Source organism: Coleofasciculus sp. E2-BRE-01 (genome assembly GCF_040221695.1).
GTDB lineage: Bacteria > Cyanobacteriota > Cyanobacteriia > Cyanobacteriales > Coleofasciculaceae > Coleofasciculus.
The window spans coordinates 1-12614 of sequence record NZ_JAVKEA010000040.1; the positions used below are offsets into that span (position 1 = coordinate 1).

The window sequence follows — 12614 nt, forward strand, 5'->3', positions numbered from 1 at the left end:
GAATTGTCTGTTGGAGGCGAAAAAACCTCACACCTACCACCATTCACCTCACCTATTCATCCACAATGTTTTTTTCAAACAGGTTCCGTTTAATACATAGCTCCCCAACATTGCTCGCTTTCCCCCACACCCCACACCCCATACCCCACACCCAGTATCCTATCGTGGGTAATGTGGCTTAAGTTGACACCCATGTGCAGCGACTCGCCCCTACAACCGCGATAATTCCTCTAACTTTCGTAAGCACGCCCACCTCTAGACAGCGCTGTTGCCAAGGCGATTCCGGGTAAGGTGATCACGATAGCCCAAGGCGATCGCAACCAGTCTAGTTGTGCTTCTTTTTGCTGATAAGACTCAGACTGCTTATACAACATACAGGGTTGGGCGGAACTGGCTGAACCTAGCACCACACCCGTTGCGATCGCGCTCGTCGCCAAAACAGCCGCTACTACTACTTTAGGTTTCATCATCGTTTAAATAAATCTTAAAGGACTTTACTAGGAACGATCCCTGTTCGCACCCAACTTGTCTAGATTTTATATCATGTCAGGCTATGCAAGTTCCCTCCCCTTGACAAGGGGAGGGTTAGGGAGGGGTTCAATCAAGGTATGGTGGATTTTTGACCAATGGCACGCCATGCACCCCTACCTCGATTGGTGTTATCTATGAACCGATGCAGATGGGTTTATCAGTTTATAGGTGACTTCTTTAATCCGGTGAACACTATTGATCTGAATGCCGAGATTCAACAGAATTTCCCACCCTTCACCTAAAAGATTCAGTCCCAATAATTTTCCTTGATCAAAGCATAGACTATGTTCTTGGAAGTTATTTAATTTGATGACGTTCCCATTCCAGACTAAAGACTCTAAAAGTACGGACTCCGTATTATTCCCATTCAGGAAATGACCAGAGCAGCTAAATGTACCTCTGCCAACTCCATGCACCTGAAACTCATAACAGAGGGAGTTATCTGAACCGGACTTAGCAGTAACTTTGGCTAAGGGCTGGGAAGCAGCAGGGGCGGCAACGGAAACGGTTGAGTAATTGTGATTCATTGGAAGTCTATAGGTAAAGGACAATCCTCGTGCTTCAGACAACACCCCGTCAATATTTGAGTATTTACTATCGTATGTATTGCGCTTAATTAATATTTATAACATTTCGTTTACAATCTGTCTAGTCTTCTCATAAAAATTGCTGATAATCTTCAGATTATCAGTAAATTAATTAATTTTTAATTGTAGAATTAAGCTTTGGTAAATTTATTGCCGTCACTATATTAAAAAAGGTAAATTTAAGCGGCAAAGGTTTATTTAGAAGCGTAATGCGCTAATCTAAATGAAGAGTGTACATGCAACCTACTTCCACCCAGCGATCTCTCACGCTTGGGTTTCTTGAGTACCACTTAGCATCATTGGGGCGTCATTGGGGCGTCATTGGGCGCGATCGCGAGATGTCCGATTCATATCATGTATAGCACTACGGGGATACCTTAGGACATCAGTTGATCCCAAGAGGGAACAGGGAACAGGGACCAGGGAACAGTAACCTATTTGGGTACTGCTATACAACGCTCCTTGTTGCTTGTAGGTGTAGACATAGACCTGTAGAGACGTTGCATGCAACGTCTCTACAAGGTTATTGTAGTTTCTTAGCACCTCAACTAGAAAATATGGTTAGTTCTGCGCCAAAAATATCCGTTGATTGAGCCGCTACTGTTTGAACATCAACATTATGGATCGTTGCCATAATCGAATAATGAGGTAAAGCAATCATCGTATCATTACCTTGTCCAATCAAAACTACGTGGCGTGGATCTAAGCTACCCAAGTCAATTTGGTCTTGATAGGGGTTAAAGTTATTAATCTCACTAGATCCCCACATTTCTAAGCCAATGGTATCCTGTCCACCGCCCAACCAGATTTGATTTTGACCTCTACCTGCATTAATTAAATCATCACCTGAACCACTGTAAATAATGTCATTTCCATGTCCGGTACTAATCGTGTTTACCCCTTCACCAGCGTAGACGGTATCATCACCAGAACCCGTGGTAATCGTATCATTTCCAGAGCCACTGTAAATCAAATTATCGCCATCTCCAGCATCAATGACATTTAACCCTTCATTGGCATAAATTGTATCATTGCCATTCCCAGCCGTAATTGTGTCAGCAGCCGAACCGCCATAAATCAGATTATTACCATCTCCAGCATCAATGACATTCAACCCTTCATTGGCATAGATGGTATCATTGCCATCACCAGCCGTAATTGTATCAGCAGCCGAACCGCCATAAATCAGATTATCACCATATATCGCAATAATCCTATTAATTCCTTCACCACCAAAAATGACATCATCACTTGATGTGCCTTCTAGCCAATCATCACCAACTGTTCCAAAAATGTAATTCATCGACTTGCTCCCAATGTGATTGTATGATATTGGATTATCTTTTGGATATATATGCTAAGATGGCAACTTTCCACCCATGCATTAAATTAAATCTTGCGACAATAGAATCGCGTTAGCCCTCTTTTTTAATGCAATATTTTCTAGTCAGAGTAAAATTGTTTTCAACTTTATTTTATAAAGTTTTCTCTTGTTTTTTATAAAGTTTCAATAAAGAAATTATCAGAATTTTATGAAGTTTTGGTCAAGACGCAACCTAACTGATAGGCATTCCCCTGCCCAGCAATGTTCTCTTGACTCTGAAATGCTGCTGTAATCAGCGGTTCGGCATTTAAGCCTTAATGGTATTAAGGACGAAATCACGTTCAGTGCGAGCGTCTCGTTCGCTACTCATCCCTAATTTAAATCCATGACAGCTGATCCAGTTTGTCTAAGTAGCCGAACAACATTACCGTTGACGGTTGAGATGGGAAAGGAATGGGAAGGAACAGTCAGACAGATAATGTATAGCAGAATACAAAGATTCGACCAGTCAAAATCTTAAGCAAAAATCCAACAAATGTATTCCTGTATACATAGAGTATAAGATTAGGTTAAGAGACTCTCTCACATTCATAATATTTTTTTCAGATAAAAAATTAAAGATAGGGTGTATGCTTAAGTATGGAGGTTAACCTGTTCTTAACCAGAGAAACTCCACACTACTGTTACGAGGGTCAATGCCAATGGTTGGTGTGGTTTCACCTCGCCCAGAACGGCAGGTTGAAATTTTACATGTTGTTCCAGGTCGTCTAAGACTCCGAGTCTTAGGAGAGGAACCGGGAACCGTATTAAAAGCGGTTACGCCCCAGCTACGAAAGTGGGTCGGCGTGCGAGAGATACGAACCAATGAGCAAATTGGAAGTTTACTCATTACCTTTGATACGAATCAGTTATCTCTAGCTCAACTTTTTCAAATTCTGGGGAATTTAGGACTTGGCGAAATTGAACAGCCTCAGAGTCAGGAACCTTTAGACGCAGAGGCTTGGGAAAAATCAGGAACTCAGCTTATATCCTTTATTCCCTTATTAATTGGACTGTTAACCACAAGGCAACTAGGACTGCAAGGATGGCGGTCAATTCTGGTCTATTTACTGACAGCGAATGTCGTTCGTCAGATTATGCAGAATTTGGATTGGTTAGAAGACACAGGACAGAAAGAAGGTGACAAAACGGACGAAAATAATGTCAATTTAGACGGAAAGGTGATTGCAACTGCTACACCTTATGAGCAAAATAATAAGCCACCAACAGTCGCATTCAATACCAATTCAACGGTTGCCTATAGTCTAGTTCATGCCGTTCCGGGACGGATGCGTTTTCGCGTCCCTAAAGTTACCGAAGATGCAGCCTATCTGCGGCGATTACAAGCCTTAGTTAAAAAAGATGACTGGATTACTCAGATGCGCTGCAACAGCACCGTCGCATCGGTGGTGATCACCTACAATCCGATGCAGGTTTCCGAAGCGGAAGCTGGGTTACATTTCATTAGTCTGATTCAAATCGCTGCTGATCCTGACTCTAAGGAGCGGGAGAGTCGAGGAGCTGGGGATCAGGTAGAGACGAGCCATAACACATCTGAGAACCCAGTTGTCGGAGCGGGTTCTACCGATAAGGTTGAAGAGAAAACGGATAACTTGACTCAACCTGCCCTTCCAGAGGAACCCAGGAGTGGGGAAGCTGAGGAGATAGTCGAGCCGGATTTGCCGCCACCGGAGACAAGTTCAGCCGAGGCGAATTCGTTGACTCCTCCGGTGCAGGTAGAACCAGAGGATCACGGGAGTGAGGAGGCTGAGGAGAGTCCTGTTGATCAGGATGTACAAACAGCCAACACCGATGATTCTGTTGCTAATACATCAGAACCCATGGAAGACGCTCAACCCGCGATCGCATGGTACTGCCGACTTTATTATTAGGGGGAGCTATTTTTGCTCTAACTCGGAATGCGGCGAGGGCGGCGTCGATTTTAACCATTGACTTTGCCACTGGGATTCGGGTATCGGTTCCCACTACTGTAATGGCGGCGATGTTAAGTGCAGCCCGTCAAGGGATTCTATTACGGAGTGGGCGGGCGTTAGAGCAATTGGCGCGAGTTGATGCGATCGTTTTTGATAAGACGGGGACATTGACACAAGGCGATGTGGCAATGATTGGGATTAAAACCGCTAATCCCGCTATTTCTGAACTAGATGTGCTGCGACTGGCGGCGGCGGCGGAACAACGGATTACCCACCCGGTTGCGGAAGCGGTGATCCGTTACGCGAATTATCAGGAGGTGATTATACCCCAGCGCGGTGAGTGGGATTACCAAGTCGGTTTAGGGATTCAGGCGCAAATTGAAGGACAGACGGTGTTAGTGGGGAGCGAACGCTTCTTGGTGAAAGAGGGAATTGACCTAGAGTCATTCTATACCACTCATCCTGACGTGAAGACAACCGGATATCCAACAATTTATGTGGCAAGTAATGGCAGACTGCTGGGGGTATTGCAATATACCGATCCCTTGCGCCCAGAAAGTGCTGAAGTGATTGCCATGTTGCGAGATGAGATTGGGGCGGAGATTCATATACTAACGGGGGATAATTGTCAACGGGCGGCGACTGTGGCGGCTCAATTAAATATTCCTCCCAGTCATACCCACGCCGAAGCCTTCCCCCAACGCAAAGCGGAAGTGGTGCAGCAGTTACATGAAGCGGGGAAAACGGTGGCATTTGTTGGCGAAATGCTGACCCATCCTACTATTCAGACAACAGACAGTGAAGACGCGATCGCAGGCTGTGAGAAGGCGAGTTTTGTAGTAAGGGCTTCAGCCTATTCAAGTCATTTTGTCAAGGAAAATCTAATGCCAAAGAAACGGTGAACAAAAAGATTATGACAACAGACTGGAAAGACGCGATCGCAAACTTTGGAAGGGCGGGTTTTGTACGAAAGTTATCGGTTAGGTTTTGATAGGTTAGTTCCTAAACCCGCCCCTACAGATTGGCGTTTACGGGAAGCTATACCGACACCCGCCAGTGCGATTAAACCCATAATAGATGCAGGTTCAGGGACAGACTGAGAGGAATTGATTTGATCCCCTGTGACCAAAATGTTATCAAACGACAACAACTCTGTGGATGCCGTCGTGTTGAGCTGCACTTTCACTTGTAATGTACTACCATCACCGATCGCTTGATTCACCGTTTGATTCCTGAAAAACCCAGACTGGCTAATTAAGTCAGCCGCCAGAAACTCAACATCATCCAGTAAATAGGACACGATAAAGTAATCTTTGTGACCAATCGGGCTGTTTTCCTCGTGTTCAAAACTGACATCACTGGCGAAAGCATCCAACGATAATGCCAGATTACTAAATCCAGAGATATCGATTTTTGGACTCAGCCACGCTGGAAATAAGGGATTAAGATTACCCCCAGAACATCTTACATTCGGACAACCCGCGTTTGTATCACGAGCGGTGAAGGCTTCAGCCTCGACTCTGAAGTAATCGTTGGAGTCAAAGAGAGCCGCATCATGCAACTCAATCGACCAATCCACGCCAACTACGTCTGTAGCGGCTCCGCCTGTTGCTCCTTTGCCGTTTTCACCAGAGAAATCTTCCTCATACAAGGTAAGGGCTTGTACATTCTCAGGAATAAAGATTAAGCCTAAGACCAAACTTAAACTTGCCAACAATGTTTTTTTCATACTTTCTTAACAATACTGATAACTGTGCTATTTCCTAGCTTAGAGTTATCAGATCGCCAAGGCAAGCGGATTATATCATGTCCGGTCAAACACCCCGAATAAAAACGCCTGAAACCCTTGTTATTACGGCATTGCAATTATGGGCAATCGTCAGGACATGATATTACGTTGACTTCATCAGCTTTTCATATAAACCAACCTGAAAGAGAGGGATTTTTTTCGGGAATTGTTTAAAAAATGCCCGGTTTGAGTTAGTTTGGCGATAACGCCTGGAATCATTTCCCGGATTTCCTCTTTTATTTAGGGGAGTCTAGACGTTTACACAAACTTTATCAAATGTCGGCTTGGGACAGTTTCTTGATTGCATCCTCAAAAAGACGCCATTCCCAGCATTGCCATAAACGCCCAATAGGAAATCCAGCCACTGACTAGAACCATCACCGGAACCAATAACGCGGCTGTCTTTTCCGAGAAATTGGCGATTTGCGTGCAACCACTATACAGCGTCAGAATCGTGTAGCAGCTAGTGAATATGGTGATCATCACCATAAGTTGACTCGGCAAATTGGACGAAATACCGTTAGCGATCGCTAAAATAGTTAATGGCATCAGTGTCGCCCCAGCCAGAAAACTATCCCCCGCCAAACTACCAGGATGACGCCGAATTAATCGCGCGATCGCACTCATCGCGGCTAGAATGATAAACGGCATCATACCCACGCCGATTAACGGAACCAGGGAAACAAAAACTACATCCCGCCACCCTGTATAAATACCCCAGACAAAACAAGCATCAAAAATCGCCGCCAATAGGAATCCTACTACCATGGCGCGTTGAGCATCGAGACGGGCAAAACTAGGTAAGAGTCCCCCCATGGGATTGAGTAAAAAGGACTTGATTGTAAATAGTGTGTCCCCCAATAACCCTTTGAGATAACGGATAGGATTTCGTTTCCGGGAAACTCCCCCTTTTCCGGGTGTTTGTTGCAGAGTTCGCAACGTTTCCTGAACTAACCGATATCCTGTTTTATCTCCTTGTTCACGTAATAATTCTGCTGCTTGGTGAAAATCCGCGATCGCGCTTTCAAATTCTTTCAAATCTTTATGAGCTAAACCGCGCTGATAGTAAGCCTGAGCGTGAGTAGAATCATACGCGATCGCTTGAGTATAGGCATCAATCGCCGCCTGACTATATCCCAGTCGATAACGCGCTCTCCCTTGGTAATAATAAGCTGGAGCAAACTGAGAATTAATCCTTAATGCCTGATTACAATCTTGTAGGGTTCCCCTAGCATTTCCTAGTTTATAATGCGCGGCGCCCCGTTCCACGTAGGCGTCTACAAAGTTAGGATTTAGGGAAATCGCTTGATTACAATCCTTAACCGCCCCCTGATAATTTTTAGCCAACGCCTTACTAACCGCCCGCCCATAGAAATCTTGAGCCGTCATTGACTCAGTTTTAGGCGGATTAGACTGAGGTTGAATCTCTTGGTCATACTGACGCCGCTTTACCTCATCCGAAAGCACCTGATACGCCTCACAAATGACTCTAAATCGCTCCGTGGCGTCTGGATTATCAGGATGCAAATCTGGATGGTATTGACGCACAAGGCGACGATAAGCCTGTTTGATCTCCTGTTCGGTTGCACCGGGAGAAATTTTCAGAATTTTATAATAATTATGAGAATCCTGCATCTGATTTTGTAGAGACATGCCATGGCACGTCTCTCATGAAATGGCGTATTTAATGGGTAATTTGACTACCGATATCGTTTCCGGTTATTTATCCAATTCTATAAACTATTCATTCAAATCCGCTAATTTTCTCTGCGCCCTCTGCGTAAACCTCTGCGCCCCTCTGCGTTAAAACAACATAATTTCGTAACCAATTTGACTGAAGAAAAGGGCGCAAGGCTTGCGCCCCTACGTTTGGGTTTAATTTACAACTCCCGAATGACCCTTGATTTCACCAATCGGTTCAAAGCGTCCCTCTAAATACTTACTGAGAAACTCTTCTGCGATCGCGAAAAAGTGAAGCCGATTCTCTGGACGAGCAAATCCATGTCCTTCGTCTGTGTAAAGGGCGTATTCAACCGGTTTATTTGCCTTTTGCATCGCTTCAACAATTTGTTCACTTTCGGCTTGTTTTACCCGTGGATCATTCGCCCCTTGACCAATCAGTAAGGGTTTCTGAATCCGGTCAATGAAAAATAAAGGCGATCGCGCTTTGAGAAACTCCTCCTCTGTGTCTAAGTCCCCTAAGCGATGGGCAAACATGGCTTTCATTGGTGCCCAGTAGGGGGGGATACTTTGCATTAAGGTAACTAAGTTACTCGGACCAACAATATCCACACCTGCGGCAAATACATCTGGGGTAAAGGCTAATCCGACTAATGTGGCATATCCCCCATACGATCCGCCCATAATTGCCACCTTGTTCCGATCCGCAATCCCTTGGTCTACAATCCAATTGACGGCATCAATTAAATCATCATGCATTTTTGCCGCCCATTCTCGATTTCCGGCATTTAGGAATGCTTTCCCATAGCCTGTAGATCCTCGGAAATTGACTTGCAGCACTGCATAACCCCGGTTAGCCAACCATTGCACGATTGGACTATAGCCCCAAGTATCTCGCGCCCAGGGTCCACCATGAACCAAAAGCACCGTGGGTAAATTTTTCGCCTCAATTCCAACAGGTGTGGTGAGATAGCCGTGAATGGTTAAACCATCCCGCGCTTGGTAGGAAATGGGTTGCATTGATGCGAGTTGCAACGTTTCCAATTCAGGTTGATTGCTAAATAACAAGGAGTGGGTTTTAGCTTCACGGTTATACACATAGTAATAAACCGGACCATCATCCGTGGCGTAGCCAACTAACCAGGTATCATCGGCTAACGTGCGATTGGTGATGGCAAATTCACCGTCTCGGATTTGTGCGATCGCATTAAAATCATCAGCAATGCTTTCATCGAGAATTTGCCATTCCACTTTATCCTTATAAAAGGACACCGCCTGAATCCGGCGCTGAGTCGGATGGATAACCACACCACCGATATCATACTGTTCATCAGCCGCCATTACCGTTTCTTGGCGGGAGGCTAAATCTAAAGCAATTAACCGTTGGGCATTGGCATCGTGCGATCCAGTAATATACAGGGTTTTGCCATCCTCAGAAAAGGTGACGGCTGATCCTTCATCATCGGGTCCCCAGTGGCGTAATAATTCAAAGGATTGATCAGGCGTTTCGCGGAATAACAGATCGGAACCCCCATCTGGCGTGGCTGCGATCGCTGCCCGAATCTGGAATTGAGCATCAGCTACCCAACTGACAATATTACCAGGGTTATCGGTCTCAAACTCCACCGCCCCATTATTTAGATTAACCCGATACACATCAAATTTTTGGCGATCGTTGAGATTCATTCCCACCAAGACTTGATCAGGAAATTCCGGATCAAGGTCAATCGGTTGGGCTTTCACGCCTTGGAAGGGGGTTAAATCGCGCACTAACTTGGATTGGACATTCACCAAGTAGAGGTGAAAGTTTTCGTCGCCGTCTGAGTCTTGCAGATAAATAAGCTGGTTAGGATTGTATGTCCAGACATAAAGACGAATCCCCCGCTTTTGATCCGCCGTTAGCTGCTGATCATCATCTTCTCCCACGGTTCGTAACCAGACTTGCAACACATTCTTCTCATCTGGGGCGACATAAGCCAAATACTTCCCATCGGGGGATAGCTGAGGGCGAGTGCGATCGGGGTTTCCGAATAGGGTTTCGCGGGGAATTAAGGGAGGTAGTGCTTGGGATACTGGAGAAGTCGTTGCCGTTGCCATTTTAGTTTACGGGTTCAATTGCTGTGATTGTCTTAGAGACACTGTAACGAATCTGGCGTGTTAGAAGCTACTCAGGGTAAGCCCAATTATCGAGCGGCACAGCTAACATGGTGGGATGGGGTGTCGGTTGGCTTGACGCTGGAAATCCAACCAGGTTTTAGGCGAAAGCTCTGATTACGAACCCAATTTAATGCATCAATTTTGTCATGCATTTAAATTGGGTATTAGTAGCGAGCAAGATGCAAAGCCTGCGGCATGGCTTCGCTTAACGCACTACCTACAAATATTTCCCCATTATTGACATTAAGGTTTAAATGCCGAACAGCTTATAACAATTCTAAATTCTTCAATAGGACTCCATTAGGGGGGTCACGCCGGTTTATTCAACTTCAACCTTTTTAAGCGCTGCTTCAGCCGCACGTTTTTCAGCATCTTGTTTACGGCGACCTTTTCCGACACCGTATACTTTGCCTTTTACGCGCACTTCAGCCGTGAATTCCTTGGCATGATCGAGTCCAGACTCATCGATAATAAAATATTCCGGGTTTTCGACAAAGTTGGCTAGCGCCCATTCCTGAAATCGACCCTTGGAGTCCACGAGAATACTATTATCTAGAGTTGTTTCAGTGGAACAAAGGTCTCTAATGGCAGAACTCAACAAAGGTTCAATAAAAGTGATAACTGCATCAATACCTGAATCGAGAAAGTAAGCACCAACAACGGCTTCAAACGTATCACTGAGCAACGACGAATTTTTGCGTCCTCCTTCTTTTATAGCACCATTACCTAACCTCATTTTTTTAGCTAAATCTAGTTCTTTTGCAAATACGGCTAACTGTTGTCCTTCAACTAATTTAGATCGCAGACGTGTAAGTTGAGATTCGTTCATCTTCATCGCTGGATCATAATTATAGAGAAACGCACCACTAATAAAATTTAGTACAGCATCACCGAGAAACTCTAAACGTTCGTTGTCTTCACCTGCACTAGGATTTTCGTTAATGTATGAACGGTGAGTGAGGGCACGATTGAGAAGAGAAGGGTTGCGGAAGGAAGGAAGTTTTGATATTTCATCTAATCTTTCTATGATGTGGGATTCATCAGCAATATCAATTAGACTCTGACTTACCCCACCTTGTTGAGCGAAAATTATGACTTTCTTCCCTTTATTTTTTAAGACATGACCTAGACTGGTAAAGTCACCATCTCCTGATGCGATAATGAAGATATTAGCTGAGGCATTACTATAGGCTTCTTCAATACAATCAACTATTAGTTGGTTGTCTACACTGTTCCTGGTCAAGGAGGGAACGTTAATTCTTTGAAAACCAATACCACTTAAAAACTTGGCATATTTTTTATTTTCTCGCTGCCAATTGGAATATGCTTTTTGACAAATTACATCACCTTGTTCGTTGGCAAAGGCTTGCAAAAACTCGGCTCTTTCTTGGCTGACTTTAACATTTTGGCAATCCCAATAAAGTGATACTAGAGGAGATGAATTATTTGTTGTACTGCTTTTTAAAGTTTTATTTTTTTGTGCCATACTGATACATTAAAGAATACAAAAATAAACCATTCAATTAATCTACTAGATTAAGAGTTATTTGTTTTTAGTTTTTGAACGTTAAATCATTTAGTAATATGGCTGTTTTCAATAAATTGTGTGTGAACGTCAAAGTATTTGAAAAATTTGTCCAACCAAGGCTGCCATTTTACAAAGGATTGAAACTAGCTATATACTCAAGATACCCCAAAAGCACTTCCTGAATTGGCAGTAAGTTTTTATAATTCTGCATCTCAATGGGCATTTGCTGGATAGTTTCCATTAAATTATGAGCCATCTGGGGATTATCTTCAAGCACTCGCAAAGGATGTACATAAGTACGCACGGTAAACAGAATGTCACCACTCCCGGTTAACCGTCTTAATGTCTGACGTTCAATTCTCAAAAACAGCTTATCCCCAGCGTTTTGGCAATTTATCGTTGTCTCCCAACCGGGTTTTGCTATCTCTGGAGGGAAGAATAGTTCGGGAGATTCCACAATACTCCAATTTAATCGCCAAACCGGATGACTAGATTTGAGGCGATTAAACACACTATCCACAGGATGCGCCAGCTTTTCAGAATATCCCGGAACAGGGGAGTGGATTTGAGTCAGGGGACATCCAAACTTTTCTCGCAGTCGCCAACGCAAGGGAAAACAGAGGGAGGCGGCGACTAAACGATATCCTTGAGGCGATCGCTCCATTAATAATAAATCCTCCTGTACCAGACGCCCAGCTAAATCCAAAGGTGCTGACTCGAAGTCCGGGATATGCCAAACTTGATGGGTTGCGATCGCCTCAATCCTTTGACCGTGGCGTCGATAATGCTGGGGAAAGTGTTTCAGCAGATGGTCAAGCAGTAACTCTAGCACCTCTTTCTGACTGGCTGCGGTTCCAGGGAGACTGGCAAATACCTCTGAATGTCGAGTCTTGAGCAGAGTATCTTTTTGTGACAAATACTTGACAAACTGGTCGTCAATTTCAATCCAATCCTGGGGATCAAGGGCTTTGAGACTCATTCTCATTTGCCATTTTTTTTCTGCAAAGGGCATGTAGCTGTAACCAAAAAGCTGGACACTTTTACC

General features: G+C 44.3%; 9 protein-coding genes and 1 pseudogene. 2 read left to right on the forward strand and 8 right to left on the reverse strand.

All coding sequences use genetic code 11. From position 1 onward, the window contains the following. Positions 1–230: 230 nt before the first annotated feature. From RIG66_RS04500 to RIG66_RS04510, 3 genes are all read right to left on the reverse strand, one after another. Positions 231–470 carry a hypothetical protein gene (locus tag RIG66_RS04500; RefSeq protein ID WP_446375604.1) on the reverse strand — a complete coding sequence of 80 codons (240 nt, stop codon included), beginning with the start codon at positions 468–470 and terminating at the stop codon, positions 231–233. Between the two features lie 189 nt (positions 471–659). Further along, complete coding sequence (locus tag RIG66_RS04505; RefSeq protein ID WP_446375606.1) at positions 660–1058, reverse strand: hypothetical protein; 399 nt, start codon at positions 1056–1058, stop codon at positions 660–662. Positions 1059–1662: 604 nt separating this feature from the next. Further along, positions 1663–2421 carry a calcium-binding protein gene (locus tag RIG66_RS04510; protein ID WP_446375608.1) on the reverse strand — a complete coding sequence of 253 codons (759 nt, stop codon included), beginning with the start codon at positions 2419–2421 and terminating at the stop codon, positions 1663–1665. A gap of 722 nt (positions 2422–3143) precedes the next feature. Between RIG66_RS04510 and RIG66_RS04515 the strand changes: the two genes are divergently transcribed. Next, positions 3144–4373 (forward strand): HMA2 domain-containing protein, encoded by a 1230-nt coding sequence (locus RIG66_RS04515; RefSeq protein ID WP_446375610.1) that lies wholly within the window; start codon positions 3144–3146, stop codon positions 4371–4373. Beyond that, positions 4343–5185: pseudogene (locus RIG66_RS04520) on the forward strand (HAD-IC family P-type ATPase); the annotation flags it as partial. The gene RIG66_RS04515 and the pseudogene RIG66_RS04520, both read left to right, overlap by 31 nt. A gap of 203 nt (positions 5186–5388) precedes the next feature. Here RIG66_RS04520 and RIG66_RS04525 read toward each other — a convergent pair. From RIG66_RS04525 to RIG66_RS04545, 5 genes are all read right to left on the reverse strand, one after another. Further along, entirely contained in the window at positions 5389–6144 is a 756-nt protein-coding gene (locus RIG66_RS04525) for a PEP-CTERM sorting domain-containing protein (protein WP_446375612.1), read from the reverse strand. Between the two features lie 369 nt (positions 6145–6513). Beyond that, complete coding sequence (locus RIG66_RS04530) at positions 6514–7857, reverse strand: DnaJ domain-containing protein (protein ID WP_446375614.1); 1344 nt, start codon at positions 7855–7857, stop codon at positions 6514–6516. Positions 7858–8079: 222 nt separating this feature from the next. Next, a complete protein-coding gene (locus RIG66_RS04535; RefSeq protein WP_446375616.1) occupies positions 8080–9981 on the reverse strand; it encodes a S9 family peptidase in 1902 nt (633 codons plus the stop codon). A gap of 379 nt (positions 9982–10360) precedes the next feature. After that, complete coding sequence (gene rnc / locus RIG66_RS04540) at positions 10361–11527, reverse strand: ribonuclease III (RefSeq protein ID WP_446375618.1); 1167 nt, start codon at positions 11525–11527, stop codon at positions 10361–10363. A 169-nt stretch (positions 11528–11696) separates the two neighbouring features. Then, positions 11697–12581 carry a heme-dependent oxidative N-demethylase family protein gene (locus tag RIG66_RS04545; RefSeq protein ID WP_446375620.1) on the reverse strand — a complete coding sequence of 295 codons (885 nt, stop codon included), beginning with the start codon at positions 12579–12581 and terminating at the stop codon, positions 11697–11699. Positions 12582–12614 lie beyond the last annotated feature (33 nt).

Bases quoted from the DNA above. Each gene is read 5' to 3' on its own strand.
- RIG66_RS04515 (WP_446375610.1), top strand. From the start codon at position 3,144: ATGGTTGGTGTGGTTTCACCTCGCCCAGAACGGCAGGTTGAAATTTTA.
- RIG66_RS04535 (WP_446375616.1), bottom strand. From the start codon at position 9,981: ATGGCAACGGCAACGACTTCTCCAGTATCCCAAGCACTACCTCCCTTA.
- RIG66_RS04500 (WP_446375604.1), bottom strand. From the start codon at position 470: ATGATGAAACCTAAAGTAGTAGTAGCGGCTGTTTTGGCGACGAGCGCG.
- RIG66_RS04525 (WP_446375612.1), bottom strand. From the start codon at position 6,144: ATGAAAAAAACATTGTTGGCAAGTTTAAGTTTGGTCTTAGGCTTAATC.
- rnc (WP_446375618.1), bottom strand. From the start codon at position 11,527: ATGGCACAAAAAAATAAAACTTTAAAAAGCAGTACAACAAATAATTCA.
- RIG66_RS04545 (WP_446375620.1), bottom strand. From the start codon at position 12,581: ATGCCCTTTGCAGAAAAAAAATGGCAAATGAGAATGAGTCTCAAAGCC.
- RIG66_RS04510 (WP_446375608.1), bottom strand. From the start codon at position 2,421: ATGAATTACATTTTTGGAACAGTTGGTGATGATTGGCTAGAAGGCACA.
- RIG66_RS04530 (WP_446375614.1), bottom strand. From the start codon at position 7,857: ATGTCTCTACAAAATCAGATGCAGGATTCTCATAATTATTATAAAATT.
- RIG66_RS04505 (WP_446375606.1), bottom strand. From the start codon at position 1,058: ATGAATCACAATTACTCAACCGTTTCCGTTGCCGCCCCTGCTGCTTCC.